The following is a 26,000-nucleotide window of genomic DNA, read 5'->3' on the forward strand; positions in this document are numbered from 1 at the left end:
AGATGTGTATAAGAGACAGCCACCCGCCCAACGCCCCCCTCCAACCCTTGCATCTGCCTTGGCTAAAACAGGCTGGTGTCGAGGTGGCTGTCCTTCGTCTGGACTTGATCGACCCGCTGATCTCCGGCAACAAGTGGTTCAAGCTGACTCATCATCTGGCGGCGGCAGCCGAGGCCGGTGCTGAAGGCGTGATCAGCCTCGGCGGTGCGCATTCCAATCACCTGCATGCCTTGGCCGCAGCGGGCAAACGCTTCGGTTTCCCCACCGTCGGCCTGCTGCGCGGCCATGCGCAAGACACCCCGACAAGTCTTGATTTGCAGGCATTTGGCATGCAGCTGCACTGGTTGGGTTACGCCGGTTATCGGGCTCGGCATCAGGCGGATTTCTGGTTGCCATGGCAAGCACTTTACCCGCACCTGCACCCGGTACCGGAAGGCGGTGGTGGATTGCCCGGTGCTTTGGGCTGTGCCGATTTGGTGGTTCAAGCGCGCAGCCAATTGAGTCAACTGGGTTGGGACGATTATCACGCCTGGTGGTTGGCGGCAGGCACCGGAACCACCCTGGCCGGGCTGGTCCTGGCTGAAACGGGCGCCCACCCGGTCTATGGCGCTCTGGCGGTGCCGGACGACCACGGTGTCGCCGAGCACGTCTCTGCTGTCATCGAGCGGGCTAACGAGCGCCATTGCAGCTATTACCTGCTGGACGCGAGCCGCGGCGGCTTTGCCAGGACCGATCCGCACTTGCTGGACTTCATCTCCGTCAGTGAAGCCGACAGCGGCCTGCCACTGGAGCCGCTGTATACCGGCAAAGCGCTACTGGCTTTGCATGATCGGGTGGCAGCAGGGTTATTGGCCCGAGGCACTCGCTTGATTTTTGTGCACACCGGCGGCTTGCAGGGGCGGCGCGGGATGGCGGCGAGGACCACGCTCTGAGTCTCATGGCATGAATCCTGCGAATCTCATTTGGTAACGGGTCGGCCCTGAGTATGCGGATGACACATGTGGAGCACGTACATCTCGGCGCGGCCCCGATAATCGATAACTTCTAATCGATACCTTCCTGATGAGCGCGCCGAGGTCAGCATGACAACCCAAGCAATGAAGGCTGTAGACCCTGCCACCTTGAGACGCGTGATCTGTGCGGCGGCCATTGGCAATTTTGTCGAGTGGTTCGACTTTGCGGTGTACGGCTTTTTGGCAACGACTATCGCTCAGCAGTTTTTCCCCAGCAGCGACCCCAGCGCCGCGTTGTTGAAGACGTTCGCTGTCTTTGCTGTGGCGTTCGCTTTTCGGCCCTTGGGCGGTATTTTCTTCGGCATGCTCGGTGACCGGGTAGGGCGCAAGAAAACCCTGGCCTTGACCATCCTGCTGATGGCGGGTGCGACGACGTTGATTGGCGTGCTGCCCAATTACGCGGCAATTGGCGTGCTGGCGCCGGTGTTGTTGACGTTGATTCGCTGTGCCCAGGGGTTTTCCGCCGGGGGTGAATACGCTGGCGCCTGCGCTTATCTGATGGAGCATGCACCGCGCACCCAGCGCGCCTGGTATGGCAGCTTTGTGCCGGTCTCGACGTTCTCCGCCTTTGCCTGCGCGGCGGTGGTGGCCTATGCGCTGGAGTCGTCGCTGTCGCTGGACGCCATGAGCACTTGGGGCTGGCGTTTGCCGTTTCTGCTGGCAGCCCCGTTGGGGTTGGTCGGGCTGTATCTGCGCTGGAAACTGGATGAAACCCCGGCGTTTCAAGCCGTCGCCAACGAGGCTGCAGTGGCCCATTCCCCATTGCGCGAAACCCTGCGTACCCATGGTGCCGCGATCTGCTGCCTGGGCGCGTTCGTGTCGTTGACGGCGCTTTCGTTTTATATGTTCACCACCTATTTCGCCACGTACCTGCAAGTCGCAGGCGGTCTGAGCCGGGCCACGGCATTGCTGGTGTCGGTGGTTGCGCTGATTTTTGCCGCCGCGATCTGCCCATTGGCCGGGATGTTTTCCGACAGGGTCGGGCGGCGGGCGACAATAGCGAGCGCTGGCGTGTTGTTGCTTGTGGTGGTGTATCCCGCATTCCTGATGGCCAGTTCCGGCTCGTTCATTGCGTCGATCATCGGCGTAATGTTGTTGGCGGTGGGAGCAGTGCTCTGTGGTGTGGTCACGGCGGCCTTGCTCTCCGAAACCTTTCCTACACGTACGCGCTACACCGCCTCGGCGATCACCTACAACATGGCCTACACGATTTTTGGTGGTACCGCGCCACTGGTTGCCACCTGGCTGATCACCACGACCGGCAGCAACCTGTCCCCGGCTTTTTACCTGATGGCCGTCGCAGTGCTGGCGCTGGCGGGCGGATTGGCGTTGCCGGAGACGTCGAAGGTTTCCTTGCACGGGGCTGATGGCTCAGATGAATTCGAAGTGTCGCCGCAGGGATCTGTCGCTTAGCGAATACCTCTACTGATGCTTTTGGATGCACTGGCATCAGGGAGGATAAATTTTGCCAGCCAGGCAGAGTCCGCAACAAAAAATGGCATTCATGCGCTAAAAAGTGGCACATTGGCGCCGCCACTGTTGGCGGCATCCTTTGCAATCACGGTTGTAAAGCGCATACCCATTGTTACGGATGATCTTCATGGCTATCAGCAATATTCAGTCCAGCCCGGTCCCGCCCTTGGCAGCGAGCCAAAGCAGTCCTCTGGTCATGCGCATCATTGGTGCCGTGGCTCTGGCGCATTTGATCAATGACCTGATTCAGGCGGTACTGCCGTCGATCTATCCAATGCTCAAGGCCAACTACGGGTTGACCTTCACTCAGGTCGGATTGATTACCCTGACCTTTCAGATCACGGCGTCGCTGTTGCAGCCTTGGGTGGGTTATTACACGGATCGTCATCCGAACCCGCTGCTATTGCCGGCCGGTGCTATTTGTACGCTGGTAGGGATTGTCATGCTGTCGATGGTCGGCAGCTTTCCGCTCATTCTGCTGGCGTCGGCATTGATCGGCGTTGGTTCTTCGACATTTCACCCGGAAGCGTCGCGTATCGCCCGACTGGCCTCGGGTGGCCGCTTTGGCCTGGCTCAGTCTACCTTTCAGGTCGGTGGCAACGCAGGGTCGGCATTTGGCCCACTGCTGGCTGCAGCCATCATCATTCCGTTTGGCCAAGGCAATGTCGCCTGGTTCGGGCTGTTCGCGGTGTTTGCCATCGGTTTGCTGTACGCGATCAGTCGTTGGTACCGCGCGCACCTGAACCTGTTCAAACTCAAGGCAGGGCAGCAAGCGACCCATGGCCTGTCGAAAAAGCGGGTGACCGGCGCGTTGATGGTCCTCGGCTTTCTGGTGTTTTCCAAATACTTCTACATGGCCAGTTTCACCAGCTATTTCACGTTTTACCTGATCCAGAAATTCGACCTGTCGGTGGCCAGTTCGCAACTACACCTGTTCCTGTTTCTCGGTGCGGTGGCCGCCGGTACGTTCTTTGGCGGCCCTATAGGCGACAAAGTCGGGCGTAAAACGGTGATCTGGTTCTCGATCCTTGGGGTGGCGCCGTTCACCTTGATGCTGCCCTATGCGGACCTGTTCTGGACCAGCGTGCTGAGCGTGATCATCGGCTTCATTCTGGCCTCGGCGTTTTCCGCCATTGTGGTGTTTGCTCAAGAGCTGGTGCCGGGCAACGTGGGGATGATTGCTGGGGTGTTCTTTGGCTTGATGTTCGGTTTCGGTGGGATTGGCGCAGCGTTGCTCGGCTACCTGGCCGATATCCACGGAATCATCTACGTGTACTCGCTCTGCTCGTTCCTGCCACTGCTGGGGATTTTTACGGTTCTGTTGCCCAATACCAAAAAAGTCTGATCACCTATCACTGCATAGATTCCGGCCGAACGCTCAAGCCGGCGGCATTGGTACGGCGACTGAGGCGACGGCGTTGGTGGTATTCCCTAGATAGGGCCACTGATCCGAGACCAGGAACAGGCGCTCGGCCTCTTCCCAATCGCCGCCACCGTTTTCGGTCAAGCGCACCAAGAGCTGTGCTGGCGCCAGCGGGTCCAGTTGCAGCAGCCACTCCTGTAACTGATCGGCCTGCCAGGTCTGCGCTTCACTGTAATGGGCGGGAGCCAGCCAGGCATGGCGCGGCAGGGGTTGCCAACGACCTGCGGGGCTTTGCGCGATGAAATCTGCCCAGTCATGCTGATGCAGCCAGCGTCCATTCAGGTGCTGACGGTGCGCGCCCGCCGGTGATTGTGCTTTCCCGGGCCATGGATAAAGCAGGTAACCCCCCAGCCACAGTTCAGCGCTGAACTGGCGAATGTCCAGTGCATCAAGGGCTTCACGGGCCTCGGGTCGTGCCGAGATTGGCAGTTGATGCTGGCTCAGGTGCGCGAGCTTGCGGTCCAGTCGGTCATGACAACCGGGCCCCAACCATTGCGCGGGGTCCTTGCCATCGCCCCGTTGCGGCCCCAGATAGAGTTTGATCGCCAACTCCACGTGGTGCACGCCGTCCCGGTCACGCAGAAGCATGTCCAGCTCCCCCAGCGTGTGACCGGCCAGGCGAATAGGTAAATTGGCGGCGATCATTTCAACGCCGGGTGCCTGCTGCACGGCAAATTGCCACAGCCGCTCGTAATACAGACCCAGGCGTCGGGTCGCGCCCAGTGCCAGCCAGTGATTCAGGGCGCTGCTGTCCTGATCCAGACGCAGTAACCAGTCGGCCAGGGTGTGCGGCGCTTGCACCCAATCACTGCCCGTCAGGGGGTGACGCTGGGGCCAGGGCGTTTCGGCAAGCATCGGCGGTGCGAGGATGACCCACGCCAGGTCGCGCACTTCGGGGTGGCGCAACTGGCGGGGCAGGTCGAGTAGGCTCGGGAATAAAGTCATTCAGCGAGAATAGCCTGTGTTGAGGGGGTTGGGTCATTCGCGAGGATGTCCGGGCAGGCAAATAATCCGCACCGGTTTGCCGCTGGGCAGGCCTTTCACCCATAATCGCTTTCTTTGAGTCGTATCGAATCCCGCAGGAGCCCCATGGAGCAATTTCGCAATATCGGCATCATTGGTCGCCTCGGCAGTTCGCAGGTGCTTGATACCGTTCGCCGACTGAAGGCGTTTCTGCTCGAGCGGCACATGCACGTGATCCTCGAAGACACCATCGCCGAAGTCTTGCCGGGGCATGGTCTGCAGACGTCGACGCGTAAAATGCTGGGCGAAGTCTGCGACATGGTCATCGTCGTCGGCGGTGATGGCAGCCTTTTGGGTGCTGCCCGGGCCTTGGCGCGTCATAACGTGCCGGTGCTGGGGATCAACCGGGGCAGCCTGGGGTTCCTCACCGATATCCGTCCCGATGAGCTGGAAGTGAAAGTCGCCGAAGTGCTCGACGGCCACTATCTGGTGGAGAACCGCTTCCTGCTTCAGGCCGAAGTACGGCGCCATGGCGACGCCATTGGTCAGGGTGATGCGCTCAACGATGTGGTACTGCACCCCGGTAAATCGACGCGGATGATCGAGTTCGAGCTGTATATCGACGGCCAGTTCGTCTGCAGCCAGAAGGCCGACGGCCTGATCGTCGCCACGCCGACCGGTTCGACTGCCTATGCGCTGTCGGCGGGCGGGCCGATCATGCACCCCAAACTCGACGCGATCGTCATCGTGCCAATGTACCCGCACACCCTGTCAGGCCGGCCGATCGTGGTCGATGGCAACAGCGAATTGAAGATCGTCGTGTCCAAAGACATGCAGATCTACCCGCAAGTCTCGTGTGACGGGCAGAACCATTTCACCTGCGCTCCCGGTGATACGATCAACATCAGCAAGAAGCCGCAAAAGCTGCGGTTGATTCATCCGCTTGATCACAATTATTACGAAGTCTGCCGCACCAAGCTTGGCTGGGGCAGCCGGCTCGGTGGTGGAGGCGATTGATGCTCGATCCCGCGCGTAGCTATGATCTGATCGGTGACGTGCATGGTTGTGCCCATACCCTTGAGCACTTGCTCGACACCCTCGGTTACCGTTTTCAGGCGGGCGTCTGGCGTCACCCTGAACGTATCGCGCTGTTTCTTGGCGACATCATCGACCGTGGCCCGCGAATCCGCGAAGCGCTGCACATCGTTCATGACATGGTCGAAGCGGGCCAGGCCCACTGCATCATGGGCAACCATGAATTCAATGCGTTGGGCTGGAGCACGCCGGCTTTGCCGGGCAGCCACAAGCAATTCGTGCGCGAACATACGCCGCGTCACGCGCGGCTGCTTGAGGAAACCCTGAGCCAGTTCGACCAGCATCCTCAGGACTGGCATGACTTCCTCGCGTGGTTCTACACGATGCCGCTGTTTATCGATGCCGGGCGGTTTCGCATGGTTCACGCCTGTTGGGACGCGGGTTTGATCGAGCCGCTACGGGCGCAGTACAGCGACGGTTGTATAGATGAGCACTTTGTTCAGGCGTCCGCCGAGCCCGGCAGTTTCGCCAGCAACGTCTTCGACCGTCTGCTGCGGGGGACAGACATGCGCCTGCCGCATGGCCTGACCCTGACCGGCGGCGATGGCCTGACCCGTGCGTTTTTCCGCACCAAGTTTTGGGAAGACGACCCGCAAACGTACGGCGACGTCGTGTTTCAGCCGGACGCCTTGCCTGATCTGGTCGCGAAGACACCGTTGTCGCCACTCGAAAAAAATGCCTTGTTACGCTACGGCATCGACGAACCCTTGCTGTTCGTTGGCCATTATTGGCGCAGTGGCAACCCCGCCCCAATCCGGCCGAACCTGGCCTGTCTGGATTACAGCGCCGTGCTTTACGGCAAGCTGGTCGCCTATCGGCTGGACCAGGAAACCTGCATCGACCCACGCAAATTCGTCTGGGTCGATGTTGAACGTCCAGAGGCTGTGCAATGAGTCCTGTCGCAGTACTACGCTTGCCGTTGACCACTGACTTGAGCGGCTTCGTCGGTTTGTTGCGACGCCTGCGCGTGCCCCATCGGGTCAGCGAGGAGGCGGGCGAGCAGGTCTTGTGGGTGCCAAATGCGCAGTTGGCAGATGACATCCGAGTGCTGTATCAACGCTTCCCCGAAGGCGATCCCGCCTATGAATTGCCCGCTGTCGAGCTGGGGGCGACCTACGCCCGGCCGGGCTTTGTCCAACAATTGCGCAACAGCCCGGTTACGACACTGGTATTGCTGCTGTGCCTGGTGGTTGGCGCCGTCACCCTGCTCGGTGACCGGTTTGACACCCTGAGCTGGCTGACTTTTCTCGACTTCCGCGTGCGGGGTGACTACATCACCTTCATGCCACTGGCCGACAGTCTGGCAGCGGGGCAGTGGTGGCGGCTGGTCACACCGATGCTGGTGCATTTCGGTATTCTCCATCTGTCGATGAACGGCATGTGGTACTGGGAACTGGGGCGGCGGATCGAGTCGCGCGAGGGCAGTTGGCACTTGCTCGGGCTGACCTTGCTGTTCAGCCTGGTGTCCAACTACACCCAATATCTGGTCAGTGGGCCGACCCTGTTTGGCGGGCTTTCGGGAGTACTCTACGGCCTGCTCGGCCATTGCTGGATCTTCCAGTGGCTGGCGCCGAACCCTGTTTATCGTCTGCCTCGCGGCGTACTGATCATGATGCTGGTCTGGCTGCTGCTGTGCCTGTCGGGTCTGATCAGCATGCTGGGCTTCGGCGCCATCGCCAACGGCGCTCATGTCGGCGGCCTGATCATCGGTTGTGTTACGGGTCTTGTAGGCGGAGCTTTAGCTCGCCGGGCTGGTTAAAATTGTGTCCTTACTGTGGAGAGTGATATGTCCTCTTTTGTTGAAATGATCGAAAACATTACCCCGGACATTTACCAAAGCCTGAAATTGGCAGTGGAAATCGGCAAGTGGTCCGACGGTCGCAAGCTGTCCCAGGAACAGCGTGAGTTGTCCTTGCAAGCGTTGATCGCCTGGGAAGTCCAGAACTTGCCCGAGGAACAACGCACCGGCTATATGGGACCGCAGGAATGCAGTTCAAAATCGATAACAGTGCCTAACATCCTGTTCAAGTCGGATGCTATCCATTGATCGAGATTGGCCGCGGTGCAATCAGCAAAATGTCGGCGCGTCTCGACGCGCCGTGGGTGCAGTACGGTTTTCGTCTGGGCGACACGGACATACCGGTCAACCCCATGATCGGCAAGACGGTGCGCCTGGAATACCTGGGCGCGATCAATTGCACCCATTGCGGGCGCAAGACCAAGACCAGCTTCAGCCAAGGGTATTGCTACCCGTGCATGACCAAACTGGCGCAATGCGATATTTGCATCATGAGCCCGGAAAAATGCCACTACGAACAGGGCACCTGCCGTGATCCGGCGTGGGGCGAGCAGTTCTGCATGACCGATCATGTGGTTTATCTGGCCAACTCTTCCGGGGTCAAGGTAGGCATCACCCGCGCCACGCAATTGCCCACCCGCTGGCTTGATCAGGGGGCCAGTCAGGCGGTGCCGATTGTGCGCGTCGCGACGCGGCAGCAGTCCGGTTTTGTCGAAGACCTGTTGCGCAGTCAGGTGGCCGACCGTACCAACTGGCGTGCCTTGCTCAAGGGCGATGCACCGCCGGTGGACCTTAAAGCCGTTCGCCAGCAACTGTTCGACACCTGTGGCGAAGGCTTGCTCGGCTTGCAAGAACGATTCGGCCTGCAGGCCGTCCAACTCTTGCATGACGTCGAGCCAATTGAAATTCGTTACCCGGTCGAGGCTTATCCGACCAAGATCGTCAGCTTCAATCTGGACAAGAACCCGATCGCTGAAGGCACGCTGATGGGGATCAAGGGGCAGTACCTGATCTTCGATACCGGCGTGATCAATATTCGTAAGTACACGGCTTATCAGCTCGCCGTGCATCAGTAAGGACTCCAGCATGCGCACAGAACAACCGAAAATGATCTATCTGAAAGACTATCAGGCGCCTGAGTACCTCATTGACGAGACGCACCTGACCTTCGAACTGTTCGAGGACCACACTCTGGTCCATGCGCAACTGGTGATGCGTCGTAACCCGGCGCGCGGTGCCGGTCTGCCGCAGCTGGTGCTGGATGGGCAGTTGCTCGAACTGCTGTCGCTCAAGCTCGACGACACTGAACTGGGTGTCGGCGACTACCAACAGACTCCCGACCAGCTGACCGTGCAACCCAAGGCTGCGCAATTCACCCTCGACACCTCGGTACGGATTCACCCGGAAACCAATACCGCGCTGGAAGGCTTGTACAAGTCCAGCGGGATGTTCTGCACCCAGTGCGAGGCCGAAGGCTTCCGCAAGATCACCTATTACCTCGACCGACCTGACGTGATGAGCAAGTTCACCACCACCGTCAGCGCCGAGCAGCACAGCTATCCGGTACTGCTGTCCAACGGCAACCCGATTGCCAGTGGCCCGGGAGAGGACGGTCGGCATTGGGCGACCTGGGAAGATCCGTTCATGAAGCCGGCGTACCTGTTCGCGCTGGTGGCCGGCGATCTGTGGTGCATCGAAGACGTGTTCACCACCATGAACCAGCGCGACGTGACACTGCGCATTTATGTCGAGCCTGAAAACGTCGACAAGTGCGAGCACGCCATGAACAGCCTGAAGAAGTCCATGCGCTGGGACGAAGAGACCTACGGTCGCGAATACGACCTGGACATCTTCATGATCGTGGCGGTCAACGACTTCAACATGGGCGCCATGGAGAACAAGGGCCTCAACATCTTCAACTCCAGCTGTGTGCTGGCCCGCGCCGAAACCGCCACCGATGCCGCGCACCAGCGGGTCGAAGCGGTGGTCGCCCACGAATATTTCCACAACTGGTCGGGCAACCGCGTGACTTGCCGCGACTGGTTCCAGCTGTCGTTGAAGGAAGGCTTCACGGTCTTCCGTGACGCTGAGTTCTCGGCCGACATGAACTCGCGCACGGTCAAGCGCATCGAAGACGTCGCTTACCTGCGTACCCACCAGTTCGCCGAAGATGCCGGCCCGATGGCCCACGCCGTGCGCCCGGCCAGCTTCATCGAGATTTCCAACTTCTATACCCTGACCGTGTACGAGAAGGGCTCGGAAGTGGTGCGCATGTTGCGCACCTTGCTCGGTACCGAGGGCTTCCGTAAAGGCAGCGACCTGTACTTTGAACGCCATGACGGTCAAGCCGTGACCTGTGATGACTTCATCAAAGCCATGGAAGACGCCAATAGCGTCGAGCTGACCCAGTTCAAACGCTGGTACAGCCAGGCGGGCACCCCACGTCTGGCGGTGAGCGAGGCGTATGACAGCGCGGCGAAAACCTACAGCCTGACTTTCCGTCAAAGCTACCCGACGACCCCGGACAAACAGGAAAAACAACCCTTCGTGATCCCGGTGGCGCTCGGCTTGATGGATGCGCAGGGCGGCGAAATCGCCTTGCGTCTGTCCGGAGAAGCAACGGCGTCGGGCACCTCGCGGGTGATTTCGGTGAACGAAGCCGAGCAGACCTTCACCTTCGTCGACATCGCTGAAAAGCCGCTGCCGTCGTTGCTGCGTGGTTTCTCGGCACCGGTGAAACTGAGCTTCCCGTACAACCGTGACCAACTGATGTTCCTGATGCAGCATGACAGTGACGGCTTCAATCGCTGGGAAGCAGGCCAGCAACTGTCGGTACAGGTGCTGCAGGAATTGATCGGCCAACACCAGAAGGGTGAGGCCCTGGTGCTCGATCAGCGTCTGGTCACTGCGTTGAACAGCGTGCTGGCTGACGATCAGCTTGATCAGGCCATGGTTGCCGAGATGCTGTCGTTGCCGGGCGAGGCCTATCTGACAGAAATCAGCGAAGTCGCCGACGTGGACGCGATCCATGCCGCCCGCGAGTTTGCCCGCAAGCAATTGGCCGACAGCCTGTTCGAGGGCTTATGGCAGCGTTACCAGGCCAACCGCGAGCTGTCGAAAAAGACCGCTTATGTCGCCGAGGCCGAGCATTTTGCCCGTCGTGGCCTGCAAAACATCGCCCTGTCGTACCTGATGCTCAGTGGCAAACCGCAGGTGCTTGCGGCCTGCCTTGAGCAGTTCGATACGTGCGACAACATGACCGAGCGCTTGACTGCGCTCGCGGTGTTGGTGAACTCGCCATTCGCCGAAGAGAAAGCCAAGGCCCTGGCCACGTTTGCCGACAACTTCAAGGACAATCCGCTGGTCATGGACCAATGGTTCAGCGTCCAGGCTGCAAGCACCTTGCCCGGTGGCCTGCAACGGGTTAAAGCGTTGATGGCGCACCCGGCCTTCACGATGAAAAATCCGAACAAGGTTCGTGCGTTGGTCGGCGCATTCGCCGGTCAGAACCTGATCAACTTCCATGCGGCGGATGGCTCGGGCTATCGCTTCCTGGCGGACCTGGTGATTGAGCTGAACGCCTTCAATCCACAGATCGCCTCGCGCCAATTGGCACCGCTGACACGCTGGCGCAAATACGACAGCGCCCGTCAGGCCCTGATGAAGGCCGAACTGGAGCGCATTCGTGCTTCGGGCGATCTGTCGAGCGACGTGTATGAGGTGGTGAGCAAAAGTCTGGCTTGATTCATCGCCTTCGCCAGCAACAGGCACAATGGATAGTCCCCTCTGAAAAGTGTTACCCGCAAACAATGGGGTAACATTTTTTTGCGTAAAGAAAGTATCGACGGCCTGTCTTGGACGGATAACTCACATGCAGTTACTAACTTTTCGGTGTGTGTCGGATTGTATTCGCTCCTGAAATACTGCTTGGGATATTCTCCGTGCGTTGAACGGCGTATGTTATTGCCTTAATGATTGGTTTTTTGTTCTGTAACACTTATCCTCTCCTTTGTTATTACATTTGGCATCCGGATTGCGGGTTTTTAACTTGAGAACGGCTTGCGTGCGTTTAACTTGTGAAATTTCCTACAAGCTAAAGGGATGTTTCTTATAAAAATAATTAATGCATGTAAATAAGTAACTTCAGGGAGTAAGTCATTATGGAGAAGGGACCTGTCAGGGCGCGGTTGCTTTTCGCACCAAGGGTTGCGGGCTTTACCTTTGCCGGGCTTTTGCCCTTGCTGGGCGGCGTGGAGGTCGAGGCTGTCGAGTTCAGTTTCGCCGATGATGAAATCAAAGGCTCGTTCGATACCACATTGTCTTATGGGCAGCTTTGGCGAGTGCAAGGCCGGGACAAGACTAATGATGATGTCAATATCAATGACGGTAATCGTAACTTTGATACCGGATTGGTCTCGGAGGTTTATAAAGTTACGAGTGACTTGGAAGTTTCCTACAAGAACTATGGAGCTTTCGTACGTGGCTCGGCGTTCTATGACACACAGATTATGGATAAGCGCACCGATTACTCGGGTAACAATAATCCGTCGCAACCCAGTCAGAACTTTCCGCATAACGACAGCTTCACTTATGCCACTCGTCACAGTGCCGGGCGCGATGCACAAATTCTCGATGCCTATGTCTACGGTAATTGGGAGGTCGGTGATTTGCCGCTGACGGCGCGTCTGGGCCGACAAGTATTCAACTGGGGCGAGGGGCTTTTCTATCGAGGTGGAGTCAACACCACCAACCCGATCAATGCTGCGCAATTCCGGTTGCCTGGCTCTGAACTCAAGGAGGTACTGGTGCCCATCGAGGCGCTGAATTTCAACGTGGGGTTGAGCGACAACCTGTCGATGGAAACCTTCTACCAATTCAGCTGGAAGGAAACCCAGGTTGATCCGGTGGGCACCTATTTTTCGGAAACCGATCTGTTTGCCGATGGTGGCAATACGGCCTATGCGGTGATGCCGCAGCTGACCGAACTCAACGGTTTGTATCAGGGCCTCAGTGCGGCGGGTGCCGGGGGCCTGCAAGGCGGAGGTGGTGCTGACGCCGTCGGCAATTTCAAGGTGGCCTCGATCGGGCCTGATATCAACGCGAGAAACGACGGGCAATACGGCGTGGCTTTCCGCTATCTGGCCGAACAGCTCAACGCCACCGAATTCGGCTTTTACTTCGTCAACTATCACGCCAAAGAACCGACCATTTACGCTGACCTGGGCAGCTACAGTGGGTTGAATCTGGCCGAGCTGACCGCCGCGACCACGCCTGCGATTCAACAGGCGGTGGCCGCTCAGGCCGGTATCAGCGTGGCGCAATTGCAGGCGGCACTGGCTGCCGCCCCCAATTCGCCACTGGCCCAAGCCTATCGCAGCACCCTGACCTCGGCGGTGGGGGGAATGGCCACCATGGACGTCGCCAATCAGGTCCAGGGGCGTCGCGAATACGCTGAAGACATCCGCATGTTTGGTGTCAGCTTCAACACGACTCTGGGTGACGCCTCGTTGTTCGGGGAACTGGCTTATCGGCCGAACATGCCGATTGGTATCGCCACCACCAGCGATTTACTCGGCGATTTGCTGATGCAGGCCCCACAAATGGCCTCGGGTGCCCTGGTCAATATCGGCGGTAATGACGTCAGGCTGGGGGACAGGATCCATAACGCCGAACGCGTCGAAATGTTCAACACCTCATTGGGCACGATCTACAACTTCGGCCCACGAATGAGTTTTGATTCGCTGACCGGCGTCGCCGAGCTGTCTTCCGAACACTTGCGCGGTAGCAGCTTGAAATATACCGCTTGGGATGGCAGCACTCGTTATTACTCCAGCCGTGGCAACGTTCCGTACATCAATGGCCATGACCGAGACGACCAGGTCAATAAAAACGCTTTTGGCTACACGCTGATGTTCCAGGGCACCTGGAACGATGCGTATGCGGGGGTCAACCTGTCGCCCTTCGTTATCTACAAGGATGACTTCGAGGGCAACTCTCACCAGACCGGCAATTTCATCGAGGGACGCAAGGCTTACACCCTCGGCGTTAGGGCCAACTACCAGAACCGTCTGGAAGCCGAGCTGCAATACACCGAGTTTTACGGGGCAGGGCAGAACAGTGCCATTCGCGACCGGGACAACATCGGGCTGAACGTCAAATATTCGTTTTGAAATCAAGGAGAGTGCAGATGCTCATGAAACAGATGCTCAAGACGCATCGGTCAATGGCAGTCGCCTTTGTCCTGACGCTGACGGCCAACACTGTCCAGGCCGCGGACGCTGCTGCGTGGGATAAAAGCCTGACCCCACTGGGCGCTGAAAAGGCTGGCAACGCGGCGGGCACCATTCCGGCCTGGAGTGGTGGTCTCACCCAAGCGCCTGCGGGTTACAAAGGCCCCGGCAAACCGCATGTCGATCCCTTTGGCACAGACACGCCGTTGTTCACCATCACCAAGGCCAATCTGGACCAATACAAAGTAAGTCTGACGCCGGGTCAGATCGCGATGTTCGAAACGTACCCGAACAGCTACCAGATGCCGGTTTACACCACTCGCCGCACCGGAGCGGCACCGCAATGGGTCTATGACAACACCCGCAAGAACGCCGGCAGCGCCAAATTGATCGGTGGCGGCAACGGCTTTGTCGATGCATACGGAGGTATTCCGTTCCCGATGCCGCAAAGCGGGGTTGAAGCGCTGTGGAACCACATTGCCCGCTACCGCGGTACCTATGTGGTGCGTCGTGCGTCGGAAGTGGCTGTACAGCGTAATGGCAGTTTCAGTCCGATCACGTCGCAGCAGGAGGCCAAGTTCAAGTTTTATGAACCCGATGGCTCTTACGCCGGCTTGGGCAACGTGATGTTCTATTACCTGTCGTTCACCAAAAGCCCGGCGCGTCTTGCCGGTTCTGCGGTGCTGGTGCATGAAACCCTTGATCAGGTTAAGGAGCCACGTCAGGCCTGGGCGTATAACGCAGGCCAGCGCAGGGTGCGGCGCGCACCGAATCTGGCTTATGACACGCCAATCCCCGCTGCCGACGGTTTACGCACGGCTGATGACACCGACATGTTCAACGGTTCGCCGGACCGTTACGACTGGAAGCTGGTGGGCAAAAAGGAAATTTACATCCCCTACAACAACTACAAGGTGTCCAGCCCGGAGGTCAGTTACAAGCAATTGTTGCAGGCGGGCCATTTGAACCCTGCCTATACGCGTCACGAGTTGCATCGGGTGTGGGTGGTGGAGGGCACGCTCAAACCGAACGCACGGCATATCTATTCCAGACGGACCCTGTATCTGGATGAGGACAGCTGGCAAGCGGCGGTGGTCGATCAGTACGACAGCCGCGGCGAATTGTGGCGGGTATCGATGGCCTACTTGAAAAACTACTACGAACTGCCCACCACCTGGTCTGCACTGGACGTATTTCACGATCTTCAGGCCCGTCGCTATCACGTGCAGAACCTGGACAATGAGGAGCCTAATACCATCGACTTCAGCCAGATCAGCCCTGATGAAAGCGAGTTCAAACCAGCTGCCTTGCGCCGGCGCGGTACCCGGTAGGGGGCAGTGAGACTGCCCTGGCCCCTTCATCGCAGTCTCGCGTGTCACCACACAGGTGCGCGATCTGCCGGGACGGGCAGTCTTGCAATCAGGCGTGCCCTTCTTGATAGGGTATGTCCGCTCGCACCCTGGTCATCAAGCAAACGAATAAGCCATCAATCACGCATGCCCGGCTTAACAAAAGATAACGTCATGTCGATTGTCATACGTTTCTAAAGCTGGATAGGATAGGTCTGCTTCCAAAGGGTTTTTCTAGAGCGGTTGCGGCCCTCTGGGACACCTTGAGGTCGACCTAATAACAATAACGGGGGAGAGGTCTATGAGTGAGCCTGTAAATCGGCGCACCCAGTCCGATGTGGATGCGGCTATAGGTCGTCCATCGGCGTTACGTAAAGGCAAGTCCCTGGCGGCGGCACTCTCAGTGACCATCTCGCTGCTCGGCGCGCTGTCGGTATCTGGTTTTGCCGCGCCCTTGCAGGCTGCGCAAAGCACGGCTGAAGACTCTACTTTTTCCATCGAATCGCCCAAATCCTCTCACGGGTTATTGCTCGACGTGACCCATGCCGGTGCGCGGCTGATCGTTGTGGGCGACCGGGGCCACATTCTGTATTCCGATGATCAGGGCAAGACCTGGACTCAGGCCAAAGTGCCGAGCCGGCAGTTGCTGACGGCGGTCTATTTTGTCGACGACACGCATGGTTGGGCAGTCGGGCACGATGCACAGATTCTTGCCAGTGCCGATGCAGGCGCGACTTGGACCAAGCAATTCGAAGACCTCAACCGCGAAGCACCCTTGCTGGATGTCTGGTTCAAGGACGCCCAGACAGGTTTTGCCGTGGGAGCCTATGGCGCCTTGCTGACGACCACTGATGGCGGCGCGCATTGGGCCGATGTCAGCGACCGAATCGACAACCAGGACCAGTACCACTACAACGGCATCGCCCAGGTCAAGGATTCGGGTCTGTTCATTGTTGGGGAAATGGGCAGCATGTTCCGTTCTGCCGACGAGGGACAAACCTGGGAGCGCGTACAAAGCCCTTATCAGGGTTCCCTGTTCGGTGTGATCGGCACTGCCAGATCCGGCACGCTGTTGGCCTACGGCCTGCGCGGTAACCTGTTTCGGTCCACTGACTTCGGCACTACCTGGACCACCATCGAACTCAAGGGCGCACGTGGCCCGCTGGAGTTCGGCCTGTCGAATGCGGCCCTGCTGTCTGACGGCTCGCTGGTAGTGGTGGGCAATGGCGGCAGTGTGATGCGCAGCACTGACGACGGCGTTTCGTTCAAGGTGTCCAATCGTCCTGACCGCATCTCCCTGGCAGGCGTGACCGCCGACGATAAGGGCGATCTGATTCTGGTAGGACAGGGTGGCGTTCGCGTTACCTCGCCAACCGGCGCTGAGCTGGTCCAACAATAAGACCTATTAAGGCGAGGAAGTTTTCGCATGACCAATCATCAACCACTTCATCATCAAGACAAGGCGACGTTCCTTGAACGGTTGATTTTCAACAATCGCCCGGTAGTGGTCTTTATCTGCCTGCTGGTCAGTACCTTTCTGTTCTATCAGGCGACGTTGGTTCGGCCCTCGACCAGTTTCGAAAAAATGATTCCGCTCGAGCATCCCTTCATCCAGAAGATGCTTGAACACCGCAACGATCTGGCCAACCTCGGCAATACCGTACGGGTTTCCGTGGAAGCGGTGGACGGCGACATCTTCACGAAGGAGTACATGGAGACCCTGCGACTGATCAATGACGAGGTGTTCTACATCTCCGGCGTTGATCGATCCGGGTTGAAGTCGCTGTGGAGTCCTAGCGTGCGCTGGACCGAAGTGACCGAAGAAGGGTTTGCTGGTGGTGAAGTCATCCCGCAAAGCTACAACGGGTCCGAAGACAGCCTTGATCAACTGCGCAACAACGTGCTCAAGTCGGGTCAGGTCGGTCGACTGGTGGCCAACGATTTCAAATCGAGCATCGTGGATATTCCGTTGCTCGAGTCCTACCCGGACCCGAATGATCAAGGCAAGCTGCTTGCCCTCGATTACCGGCAGTTTTCCCATCAGCTCGAAGAGAAAATTCGCGACAAGTTCCAGGCGCAGAACCCTAATGTGAAGGTGCACATCGTCGGTTTCGCCAAGAAAGTCGGCGACCTGATCGATGGCCTGATCATGGTGGTCCTGTTTTTTGGTGTGGCTTTCCTGATCACCCTGGTGCTGCTCATCTGGTTCACGCGCTGTATCCGCAGCACCATCGCGGTGCTCAGCACCACGCTGATTGCGGTGGTCTGGCAATTGGGGTTGATGCACGTGGTGGGCTTCGGCCTGGACCCGTATTCGATGTTGGTGCCGTTCCTGATTTTCGCCATCGGTATTTCCCACGGCGTACAAAAAATCAACGGCATCGCCATGCAGTCCAGCGATGCCGACAACGCCTTGACCGCTGCTCGACGGACGTTCCGCCAACTGTTTTTGCCGGGGATGATCGCGATCCTTGCCGACGCAGTGGGTTTCATCACCTTGCTGATTATCGACATCGGCGTGATCCGCGAGCTGGCCATCGGCGCGTCGATTGGTGTCGCGGTCATCGTTTTCACCAACCTGATCCTGTTGCCGGTGGCGATTTCCTATGTCGGCATCAGCAAGAAAGCCGTTGAACGCAGCAAAAAGGATGCGGTGCGTGAGCATCCGTTCTGGCGCCTGCTGTCGAATTTCGCCAGCGCAAAAGTTGCGCCGGTGTCTATTGGCCTGGCGTTGCTGGCCTTCGGTGGTGGGCTCTGGTACAGCCAGAACCTGAAAATCGGTGACCTCGATCAGGGGGCGCCGGAACTGCGTCCGGACTCGCGCTACAACAAAGACAACAGTTTCATCATCAAAAACTACTCCACCAGCTCGGATGTCTTGGTGGTGATGGTCAAGACCCCGCCAGAAGGCTGCTCGGCCTATCCGACGATGTCTGCCATCAACGAACTGACCTGGAAGATGGAGAACACCCCAGGCGTGCAGTCGGCGATTTCCCTGGTGACCGTGTCCAAGCAGATGATCAAGGGCATGAACGAGGGCAACCTGAAATGGGAATCCCTGTCGCGTAACAAGGACGTGCTGAACAACTCCATCTCCCGCGCTGACGGCCTGTACAACAACGATTGCTCGCTGGCACCGCTGTTGGTGTTCCTCAACGACCACAAGGCCGAAACCCTTGATCGCGCGGTGCATGCAGTCAAGGACTTCGCCAGAGACAACGACAAGGATGGTCTGCAATTCCTCCTCGCCGCGGGCAATGCCGGGATTGAGGCGGCCACCAACGAAGTGATCAAGGAGTCGGAGTTGACGATCCTGATCCTGGTCTACCTCTGCGTGGCGACCATGTGCATGATCACCTTCCGTTCATGGGCGGCGACCTTGTGCATCGTCCTGCCGCTGGTGCTGACGTCCGTACTGGGCAACGCCTTGATGGCCTTCATGGGCATCGGGGTGAAAGTCGCGACCTTGCCGGTGGTCGCGCTGGGTGTGGGCATCGGTGTGGATTACGGGATCTACGTTTACAGCCGTCTGGAAAGCTTCCTGCGTGCCGGTCTGCCTCTGCAGGAAGCGTATTACGAGACCTTGAAGTCCACCGGTAAAGCGGTGCTGTTTACCGGCTTGTGCCTCTCTATCGGGGTTTGCACCTGGATCTTCTCGGCAATCAAGTTTCAGGCTGACATGGGCCTGATGCTGACCTTCATGCTCCTGTGGAACATGTTCGGTGCCCTGTGGCTACTGCCAGCACTGGCGCGGTTCCTGATCAAACCGGAGAGCATGGCGGGCAAGGTCGGGAACTCGTTGTTCTCTCACTGAAGTCGTCCGCAATAAAAAAACCGCAGCTCAAGGGCTGCGGTTTTTTATTGCCGAGTTAGGATTGGTTTCTGTTACAACGCCACATCCTGCCCCAACACCACGTTCAGGGCGCTTCTTGCGTCATCCAGTTGTACCAGCGTGGCATGGCGTGCGCCGAGGGCGTCGCGGTTTTCGATGGCGGTCAGGATCGCTTTGTGGCGCGGCATCGCCAGCTCATGGAGGTTTGGTCGTTGGTTGGAGTGTTTCAACGCTTCGCGCAGGGCCAGTGACAGCATGTTGCACAGGTGGGCGAGCAGGTCGTTATGGGTGGCGTCGGCGATCCTGCTGTGGAAGTCCAAGTCTGGCTGCAACAGTGCTTCAGGCGTCGGCGCGGCTTCCATGCGTTGGTAGGCCTCGCCAATCGAAGCAATGTCCTGATCGGTTGCGTATTGGGCGGCGAGGGCGGCCGCAGCGGGCTCGATGATGCTGCGCACGCTGGTCAGCAGGTTGAAGAATTCATTTTGCGGGCTGCTTTGCATGACCCAATGCAGCACGTCCGGGTCGAGCAAATGCCATTCGCGACGTGGTTTGACCACTGTGCCGACCCGCGGCCGGGAATACACCAGACCTTTGGCGACCAACACCCGCGTGGCTTCACGTAGCACCGGCCGGCTAACTGCGTACTCTTCGCACAGGGTCGTTTCGGCAGGCAGTTTATCGTCGGGCTTGAAGCGGCCGGATACGATCTGCATGCCGATGTCCTGAACGATTCGGGCATGCATGCTTTTGCGGACGGAGGGCTTACGGTAGTCCATGAGGGGCGAGTCGTTCCTGAGCAATAAGTGCTGCGCATAATAGCATCGCGCAGGGGGGCATACAGGGCGACGATAGTATCGTCGCCCTGTTATTTATCCCGCAAACTCAGTGCGAATGACGTGGCACGTCGGCGCCACGACAGCCGACCAGGAAGTCGAAGTCGCAGCCTTGATCGGCTTGCATCACATGGTCGATGTACAGCTGGCGATAACCGCCCAGCAGTAATCCCTCTGGCGCTTGCCAGTCGACCAGGCGCCCGGCCAGTTCAGCATCGGAGATGTCCAGGTGCAAACGGCCGTTGGCGCAGTCGAGTTCGATCCAGTCACCTTCATGCACCACCGCCAACGGTCCGCCCGCAGCGGCTTCCGGTGCCACATGCAAGACCACCGTGCCATAGGCGGTGCCACTCATGCGCGCGTCGGAGATGCGCACCATATCGGTCACGCCCTGAGCCAGCAGTTTCGCAGGCAAACCCATGTTGCCGACTTCGGCCATGCCTGGATAACCCTTCGGTCCACAGTTTTTCATCACCATGACGCAGCTGGCGTCGATGTCCAGTTCAGGGTCGTCGATCCGTGCCTTGTAGTGGTCGAAGTTCTCGAACACCACGGCCCGGCCACGGTGCTGCATCAATTCGGCGCTGGCGGCTGAAGGTTTGAGTACGGCCCCCAGTGGTGCAAGGTTGCCGCGCAGCACACAGATGCCGCCGTCGGCGCGAATCGGGTTGTCGATTGTACGGATCACTTCATCTTCGCCATAGATTGGCGCGGCTTTGTTGTTGTCGCGTAGGGTTTTACCGTTGACGGTCAGGGCATCCGGGTTGGGCAACAGATTGGCTTCATCGAGGCGACGCAGCACCGCAGGCAGCCCCCCCGCGTAGTAAAACTCTTCCATCAGGAAGCGCCCCGAGGGTTGCAGGTCGACGATGGTCGGTATACCGCGACCCATGCGGGTCCAGTCGTCGAGGTCCAGTTCGACGCCGATACGTCCGGCAATCGCCTTCAAGTGAATGACCGCATTGGTCGAGCCACCGATGGCGGCGTTGACCCGAATAGCGTTTTCGAAGGCTTCTTTGGTGAGGATTTTCGACAGACGCAGGTCTTCACGGACCATTTCAACCGCACGCATGCCCGACATATGCGCGAGCACGTAGCGTCGTGCATCGACTGCGGGAATCGCCGCGTTATGGGGCAGGGAAGTGCCGAGGGCTTCGGCCATGCAGGCCATGGTCGAAGCGGTGCCCATGGTGTTGCAGGTGCCTGCCGAACGGGACATGCCGCCTTCAGCCGCGAGGAAGTCGTCGAGGCTGATCTGCCCGGCCTTTACCTGTTCGCTGAGTTGCCAGACCACGGTGCCGGAGCCGATGTCCTTGCCCTTGTGTTTGCCGTTGAGCATCGGCCCGCCGGTGACGACGATGGCAGGCACGTCGCAACTGGCGGCGCCCATCAGCAGTGCCGGGGTGGTTTTATCGCAGCCGGTCAGCAGCACTACGCCATCGATAGGGTTCCCACGGATCGCTTCTTCGACATCCATGCTCGTCAGGTTACGGGTGAACATGGCGGTAGGGCGCAGGTTGGATTCGCCGTTGGAAAACACCGGGAACTCCACCGGGAAGCCGCCGGCTTCGATCACCCCACGTTTGACGTGCTCGGCGATCTGCCTGAAATGTGCGTTGCACGGCGTCAGCTCCGACCAGGTATTGCAGATACCAATGATGGGCTTGCCATGGAATTGATGATCGGCGATGCCCTGATTCTTCATCCAGCTGCGGTACATAAAGCCGTTTTTGTCGGCAGTACCAAACCATTGGGCAGAACGCAGGGGTGGTTTTTTTTCGGAATCAGACATGATCATCACTCTTATTGTAAGACTTAATGGCGTTTTCTTTGGTTAAAGTAAGCCTAAAAACCTGTATTTGGAAGAGTTGTGGCTTAAATAGTAATACTATATAGTCGATTTCCAGCGAGGGACGACCCTGCCAGTGCTGTAAGGTGCAGAGGCGATCCCCGAGGTTCCATAACAAAAACAATTGGAGACCACCTTCATGAGCCAGGAACTCCGGCTTATACGCCGCATCACCCTGAAACTGATTCCCTTCCTGATCCTGCTGTACCTGATTGCTTACGTTGATCGCTCTGCCGTCGGCTTCGCCAAACTGCACATGGGCGCGGACCTGGGCATCGGTGATGCCGCCTACGGGTTGGGCGCCGGGCTGTTTTTTATCGGCTACTTCCTGTTGGAGATCCCCAGCAACCTGATGCTTGAGCGCTTCGGTGCCCGCCGCTGGTTCGCCCGCATCATGATCACTTGGGGCGCGATCACCATCGGCATGGCGTTTGTCCAAGGGCCGCACAGTTTCTACGTGATGCGCTTGCTGCTGGGCGCGGCGGAGGCGGGCTTCTTTCCGGGGGTGCTGTACTACATCACCCAATGGTTCCCGGTTCGCCATCGCGGCAAAATCCTCGGCTTGTTCATCCTGTCGCAACCCATTGCCATGATGATCACCGGGCCGGTTTCCGGTGGCCTGCTGGGGATGGATGGTGTGTTGGGTCTGCACGGATGGCAGTGGCTGTTCATCGTCATAGGCACCCCGGCGATTCTGCTGACCTGGCCGGTGTTGCGTTGGTTGCCGGATGGTCCGAAACAGGTGAAGTGGATGGACCAGACCGAGAAGAACTGGTTGGCCGGTGAGCTGAAAAAGGACCAGGAAGAGTACGGCCAGACCCGTCACGGCAATCCGTTGCATGCCCTTAAAGACAAGCGCGTGTTACTCCTGGCGCTGTTCTACCTGCCCGTGACCCTGAGCATTTATGGACTGGGCTTGTGGCTGCCGACCTTGATCAAGCAGTTCGGCGGCAGCGACCTGAGCACCGGTTTCGTCTCGGCGGTGCCCTATATTTTCGGCATCATCGGTTTGCTGATCATCCCGCGCAGCTCCGACCGATTGAATGACCGCTACGGACACCTGGCGGTGCTGTATGTGCTCGGCGCCATTGGCCTGTTTCTCAGCGCCTGGCTGACGATGCCGGTGCTACAACTGGCCGCTCTGTGCCTGGTAGCGTTTGCGTTGTTTTCCTGCACGGCAGTGTTCTGGACCTTGCCGGGACGATTCTTTGCCGGGGCCAGCGCGGCGGCCGGTATCGCCCTGATCAACTCGGTCGGCAACCTCGGCGGTTACATCGGACCGTTCGTGATCGGCGCGCTGAAGGAGTACACCGGCAACCTTGCGTCGGGCCTGTACTTCCTGTCTGGCGTCATGGTCTTCGGTTTGTTCCTGACTGGCATCGTCTACCGCCTGCTTGAGCGTAAACACGCTCTGGCTCCGACCGAATTTGCTGCCAGCGCCCGAAGCCAAAGGGCTCAGCCTGCCAGCCGTCCTTGAATCCTGCAAAGAAGGGAGCATGCACATGCGTTTAGTACAGTTCGAATTGAGCAATGGCCAGCGTCGGGTTGGCGTGGTGGACGGCGAGCGGGTGCGCGAAGTGGTGGGCGCTGCCAGCGTTCGCGAACTGGCGCTGGCCGCCATTGAGGCGGGCGTCAGTCTGGTGCAACAGGTCGAACGTCAAGGGCTGGGTACCGATCACGATTACCCGCAACTGCTGCAAGACCTGCGCATTCTGTCACCGCTGGACCATCCCGATCCGGCACACATGCTGGTTAGCGGTACTGGCTTGACACATTTGGGCAGTGCTGCGACGCGGGACAAAATGCACCAGCACACGGTTGATGACGCGACATTGACCGACAGCATGCGCATTTTTCAATGGGGTCTTGAGGGTGGTAAACCGACCGCTGGCCAGGCCGGAGTGCAGCCAGAATGGTTCTATAAAGGCGACGGCGGCATCGTCGTTCGCCCAGGGCGTTCGTTCCCGCTGCCGCCGTTCGCTGAAGATGCTGGCGAAGAGCCGGAGTTGAGCGGTTTGTATGTGATTGGTCCTGACCACACGCCGTACCGTCTGGGCTTCGCCATCGGCAATGAGTTTTCCGACCATGTGATGGAGCGCAAGAACTACCTGTACCTCGCTCACTCCAAATTACGCGCCTGTTCATTTGGCCCGGAGTTACGGGTCGGCGAACTGCCGCAACACCTGTCGGGCACCAGCCGGATCCTTCGTGACGGCACGGTGCTCTGGGAAAAAGAGTTCCTCAGTGGCGAGGCCAATATGTGCCACAGCTTCGAGAACCTCGAATACCACCACTTCAAGTACAGCCAATTCCTGCGTCCGGGCGATGTGCACATTCATTTCTTCGGCACCGCGACCTTGTCTTTTGCCGACGGCGTGTGCGCTCGGCCAGGGGATACGTTCGAAATCAGTCAGGCCGACTTCGGCGCCCCGTTGATCAACGGCATCGCCCCGGCTGAAGCGGCTTTTCAGCCCGGCGCCATTGGCACCCTTTAAGGAGCACCGTTCATGTCCCACATTCTTGGTTACAACTACATCGGCGGCCAGCGTAGCGCTGCCGGCCAGGTCATCGTGCACAGCGTCGACGCCAGCACCGGCGAAAAGCTGCCCCACGACTTCTATCAGGCCACCCTCGAAGAAGTCGACAGCGCCGCCAAGGCAGCCGCTGCCGCGTACCCGATCTATCGTCAATTGAGCGCAGTGAAACGGGCTGAATTCCTCGACGCCATCGCCGATGAACTCGACGCGCTGGGCGATGACTTCGTTGCCATGGTTTGCCGTGAAACCGCGCTGCCTGCCGGGCGTATCCAGGGCGAACGCGGACGTACCAGTGGCCAGATGCGCTTATTCGCCAAGGTCCTGCGCCGTGGAGATTTCTACGGTGCGCGAATCGATCAGGCGCTGCCGGAACGCAAACCTTTGCCACGCCCGGACCTGCGTCAGTACCGCATCGGCCTGGGCCCGGTTGCCGTGTTCGGCGCCAGTAACTTTCCGCTGGCGTTCTCGACGGCCGGTGGCGATACCGCTTCGGCCCTCGCGGCCGGTTGCCCGGTGGTGTTCAAGGCCCACAGCGGGCACATGGCAACCGCCGAACAGGTCGCTGATGCGATCATCCGCGCGGCGGAAAAGACCGGCATGCCGGCCGGCGTGTTCAACATGATCTACGGCGCCGGCGTGGGTGAAGCGCTGGTCAAACATCCGGCGATTCTGGCCGTGGGCTTCACCGGCTCGCTCAAAGGTGGCCGCGCCCTGTGCGACATGGCGGCAGCGCGCCCACAACCGATTCCAGTGTTCGCCGAGATGAGCAGCATTAACCCGGTGATCATCCTTCCCGAGGCCCTGGCTGCACGCGGCGAAAGCATTGCCGGCGAACTGGCTGCGTCGGTGGTTCAGGGGTGTGGTCAGTTCTGTACCAATCCCGGTCTGGTCATTGGTCTGCGCTCGCCCGCGTTCAGCGAATTCGTGCAACAGCTCAGCGCGCAGATCAACGATCAAGCGCCGCAAACCATGCTCAATGCGGGCACGCTAGGCAGCTATGCCAAAGGTTTGCAGGCATTGCAGGCGCACCCTGGCATCGCGCACCTGGCAGGCAGTGAACAGCAGGGTAATCAGGCCCGGCCACAACTGTTCAAGGCCGATGTCAGCCTGTTGCTCAACGGCGACGCGGTGTTGCAGGAAGAAGTATTCGGCCCGACCACCGTGGTGGTGGAAGTCGTCGATCAAGCCCAACTCAGCGAAGCCCTGCACGGCTTGCACGGTCAGCTCACCGCGACCTTGATCGCCGAACCGGGCGACCTGCAGCAGTTCAGCGAACTCACTGCGCTGCTGGAACTGAAAGTCGGCCGTATCCTGCTTAACGGTTATCCGACCGGGGTCGAGGTGTGCGATTCGATGGTGCACGGCGGGCCTTATCCCGCGACTTCCGATGCCCGTGGGACGTCGGTGGGGACGTTGGCGATCGATCGTTTCCTGCGCCCGGTGTGTTTCCAGAACTACCCGGACAGCGCACTGCCCGCCGCCCTAAAAAACGCCAACCCGCTGGGCATTCAGCGATTGGTGGATGGGGTGGCGTCAACGGCTGCGATGGGCTGATTCGGTGGGGAATTCAGGGTCATTCATAAACAGAGATTGGCAGTGCGTGGG

18 protein-coding genes are annotated in these 26,000 nt (G+C 58.9%); 15 read left to right on the top strand and 3 right to left on the bottom strand.

Annotated features, from left to right (window positions below; translation table 11 throughout):
* The first annotated feature begins 1,082 nt into the window (after nucleotides 1–1,082).
* Nucleotides 1,083–2,426 (top strand): MFS transporter, encoded by a 1,344-nt coding sequence (locus QN399_RS20600; RefSeq protein ID WP_330201534.1) that lies wholly within the window; start codon nucleotides 1,083–1,085, stop codon nucleotides 2,424–2,426.
* Nucleotides 2,427–2,613: 187 nt separating this feature from the next.
* Complete coding sequence (locus QN399_RS20605; protein ID WP_322180756.1) at nucleotides 2,614–3,831, top strand: MFS transporter; 1,218 nt, start codon at nucleotides 2,614–2,616, stop codon at nucleotides 3,829–3,831.
* 33 nt (nucleotides 3,832–3,864) lie between these two features.
* On the opposite strand, the gene QN399_RS20610 is transcribed toward QN399_RS20605, so the two are convergent.
* Complete coding sequence (locus QN399_RS20610) at nucleotides 3,865–4,854, bottom strand: DUF1853 family protein (protein ID WP_322180754.1); 990 nt, start codon at nucleotides 4,852–4,854, stop codon at nucleotides 3,865–3,867.
* 144 nt (nucleotides 4,855–4,998) lie between these two features.
* On the opposite strand from QN399_RS20610, the gene QN399_RS20615 reads away from it, so the two are divergent.
* From QN399_RS20615 to QN399_RS20660, 10 genes are all read left to right on the top strand, one after another.
* Nucleotides 4,999–5,889, top strand: a complete 891-nt coding sequence (locus tag QN399_RS20615; RefSeq protein ID WP_219061589.1) for an NAD(+) kinase — start codon at nucleotides 4,999–5,001, stop codon at nucleotides 5,887–5,889.
* Nucleotides 5,889–6,860 (top strand): metallophosphoesterase, encoded by a 972-nt coding sequence (locus tag QN399_RS20620; RefSeq protein ID WP_219061588.1) that lies wholly within the window; start codon nucleotides 5,889–5,891, stop codon nucleotides 6,858–6,860. Before QN399_RS20615 ends, QN399_RS20620 begins: the two co-directional genes overlap by 1 nt.
* Nucleotides 6,857–7,726 (top strand): rhomboid family intramembrane serine protease, encoded by an 870-nt coding sequence (locus QN399_RS20625; protein WP_322180752.1) that lies wholly within the window; start codon nucleotides 6,857–6,859, stop codon nucleotides 7,724–7,726. The genes QN399_RS20620 and QN399_RS20625 overlap by 4 nt, the downstream gene beginning before the upstream one ends.
* Nucleotides 7,727–7,753: 27 nt before the next feature.
* Nucleotides 7,754–8,014 (top strand): YeaC family protein, encoded by a 261-nt coding sequence (locus QN399_RS20630; protein WP_219061586.1) that lies wholly within the window; start codon nucleotides 7,754–7,756, stop codon nucleotides 8,012–8,014.
* Complete coding sequence (locus tag QN399_RS20635; protein ID WP_322180749.1) at nucleotides 8,011–8,841, top strand: DUF2797 domain-containing protein; 831 nt, start codon at nucleotides 8,011–8,013, stop codon at nucleotides 8,839–8,841. Before QN399_RS20630 ends, QN399_RS20635 begins: the two co-directional genes overlap by 4 nt.
* A 10-nt stretch (nucleotides 8,842–8,851) precedes the next feature.
* A complete protein-coding gene (gene pepN, locus QN399_RS20640; RefSeq protein WP_330201535.1) occupies nucleotides 8,852–11,509 on the top strand; it encodes an aminopeptidase N in 2,658 nt (885 codons plus the stop codon).
* A gap of 416 nt (nucleotides 11,510–11,925) precedes the next feature.
* A complete protein-coding gene (locus tag QN399_RS20645) occupies nucleotides 11,926–13,935 on the top strand; it encodes a DUF1302 domain-containing protein (protein ID WP_330201536.1) in 2,010 nt (669 codons plus the stop codon).
* A 32-nt stretch (nucleotides 13,936–13,967) separates the two neighbouring features.
* Nucleotides 13,968–15,326, top strand: coding sequence for a DUF1329 domain-containing protein (locus QN399_RS20650; protein WP_330201553.1), 1,359 nt, complete (start codon nucleotides 13,968–13,970; stop codon nucleotides 15,324–15,326).
* A 319-nt stretch (nucleotides 15,327–15,645) separates the two neighbouring features.
* The gene (locus QN399_RS20655; RefSeq protein ID WP_330201537.1) at nucleotides 15,646–16,743 is read left to right on the top strand and encodes a YCF48-related protein; all 1,098 of its coding nucleotides are present in this window, start codon (nucleotides 15,646–15,648) and stop codon (nucleotides 16,741–16,743) included.
* A 27-nt stretch (nucleotides 16,744–16,770) separates the two neighbouring features.
* Nucleotides 16,771–19,158 carry an RND family transporter gene (locus QN399_RS20660; protein ID WP_330201538.1) on the top strand — a complete coding sequence of 796 codons (2,388 nt, stop codon included), beginning with the start codon at nucleotides 16,771–16,773 and terminating at the stop codon, nucleotides 19,156–19,158.
* Between the two features lie 71 nt (nucleotides 19,159–19,229).
* On the opposite strand, the gene QN399_RS20665 is transcribed toward QN399_RS20660, so the two are convergent.
* Together QN399_RS20665 and QN399_RS20670 are read right to left on the bottom strand one after the other, a co-directional pair.
* Nucleotides 19,230–19,952: a FadR/GntR family transcriptional regulator gene (locus QN399_RS20665; RefSeq protein ID WP_322180738.1), complete on the bottom strand. Its 723-nt coding sequence runs from the start codon at nucleotides 19,950–19,952 to the stop codon at nucleotides 19,230–19,232.
* Between the two features lie 106 nt (nucleotides 19,953–20,058).
* Nucleotides 20,059–21,801, bottom strand: a complete 1,743-nt coding sequence (locus QN399_RS20670) for an IlvD/Edd family dehydratase (protein ID WP_330201539.1) — start codon at nucleotides 21,799–21,801, stop codon at nucleotides 20,059–20,061.
* A gap of 196 nt (nucleotides 21,802–21,997) precedes the next feature.
* Here QN399_RS20670 and QN399_RS20675 point away from each other — a divergent pair, with 196 nt between their 5' ends.
* Genes QN399_RS20675 through QN399_RS20685 form a run of 3 tightly spaced genes read left to right on the top strand, consistent with a single transcriptional unit; the run spans nucleotide 21,998 to nucleotide 25,949 of the window.
* Nucleotides 21,998–23,335 (top strand): MFS transporter, encoded by a 1,338-nt coding sequence (locus tag QN399_RS20675; protein WP_330201540.1) that lies wholly within the window; start codon nucleotides 21,998–22,000, stop codon nucleotides 23,333–23,335.
* Between the two features lie 25 nt (nucleotides 23,336–23,360).
* Complete coding sequence (araD1, locus tag QN399_RS20680) at nucleotides 23,361–24,353, top strand: AraD1 family protein (protein ID WP_330201541.1); 993 nt, start codon at nucleotides 23,361–23,363, stop codon at nucleotides 24,351–24,353.
* A 12-nt stretch (nucleotides 24,354–24,365) separates the two neighbouring features.
* Nucleotides 24,366–25,949: an aldehyde dehydrogenase (NADP(+)) gene (locus tag QN399_RS20685; RefSeq protein ID WP_322217370.1), complete on the top strand. Its 1,584-nt coding sequence runs from the start codon at nucleotides 24,366–24,368 to the stop codon at nucleotides 25,947–25,949.
* The last annotated feature ends 51 nt before the right edge of the window (nucleotides 25,950–26,000 follow it).

It is taken from the genome of Pseudomonas sp. 10C3, assembly GCF_036346185.1.
Taxonomy (GTDB): domain Bacteria; phylum Pseudomonadota; class Gammaproteobacteria; order Pseudomonadales; family Pseudomonadaceae; genus Aquipseudomonas.

What these genes read in the sequence shown, in the direction of transcription:
- QN399_RS20620 (WP_219061588.1), top strand. Translation starts at nt 5,889, where the DNA reads ATGCTCGATCCCGCGCGTAGCTATGATCTGATCGGTGACGTGCATGGT.
- QN399_RS20650 (WP_330201553.1), top strand. Translation starts at nt 13,968, where the DNA reads ATGCTCAAGACGCATCGGTCAATGGCAGTCGCCTTTGTCCTGACGCTG.
- QN399_RS20685 (WP_322217370.1), top strand. Translation starts at nt 24,366, where the DNA reads ATGTCCCACATTCTTGGTTACAACTACATCGGCGGCCAGCGTAGCGCT.
- QN399_RS20665 (WP_322180738.1), bottom strand. Translation starts at nt 19,952, where the DNA reads ATGGACTACCGTAAGCCCTCCGTCCGCAAAAGCATGCATGCCCGAATC.
- QN399_RS20605 (WP_322180756.1), top strand. Translation starts at nt 2,614, where the DNA reads ATGGCTATCAGCAATATTCAGTCCAGCCCGGTCCCGCCCTTGGCAGCG.
- QN399_RS20630 (WP_219061586.1), top strand. Translation starts at nt 7,754, where the DNA reads ATGTCCTCTTTTGTTGAAATGATCGAAAACATTACCCCGGACATTTAC.
- QN399_RS20660 (WP_330201538.1), top strand. Translation starts at nt 16,771, where the DNA reads ATGACCAATCATCAACCACTTCATCATCAAGACAAGGCGACGTTCCTT.
- QN399_RS20645 (WP_330201536.1), top strand. Translation starts at nt 11,926, where the DNA reads ATGGAGAAGGGACCTGTCAGGGCGCGGTTGCTTTTCGCACCAAGGGTT.
- QN399_RS20625 (WP_322180752.1), top strand. Translation starts at nt 6,857, where the DNA reads ATGAGTCCTGTCGCAGTACTACGCTTGCCGTTGACCACTGACTTGAGC.
- QN399_RS20615 (WP_219061589.1), top strand. Translation starts at nt 4,999, where the DNA reads ATGGAGCAATTTCGCAATATCGGCATCATTGGTCGCCTCGGCAGTTCG.
- araD1 (WP_330201541.1), top strand. Translation starts at nt 23,361, where the DNA reads ATGCGTTTAGTACAGTTCGAATTGAGCAATGGCCAGCGTCGGGTTGGC.
- QN399_RS20610 (WP_322180754.1), bottom strand. Translation starts at nt 4,854, where the DNA reads ATGACTTTATTCCCGAGCCTACTCGACCTGCCCCGCCAGTTGCGCCAC.
- pepN (WP_330201535.1), top strand. Translation starts at nt 8,852, where the DNA reads ATGCGCACAGAACAACCGAAAATGATCTATCTGAAAGACTATCAGGCG.
- QN399_RS20670 (WP_330201539.1), bottom strand. Translation starts at nt 21,801, where the DNA reads ATGTCTGATTCCGAAAAAAAACCACCCCTGCGTTCTGCCCAATGGTTT.
- QN399_RS20600 (WP_330201534.1), top strand. Translation starts at nt 1,083, where the DNA reads ATGACAACCCAAGCAATGAAGGCTGTAGACCCTGCCACCTTGAGACGC.
- QN399_RS20655 (WP_330201537.1), top strand. Translation starts at nt 15,646, where the DNA reads ATGAGTGAGCCTGTAAATCGGCGCACCCAGTCCGATGTGGATGCGGCT.
- QN399_RS20675 (WP_330201540.1), top strand. Translation starts at nt 21,998, where the DNA reads ATGAGCCAGGAACTCCGGCTTATACGCCGCATCACCCTGAAACTGATT.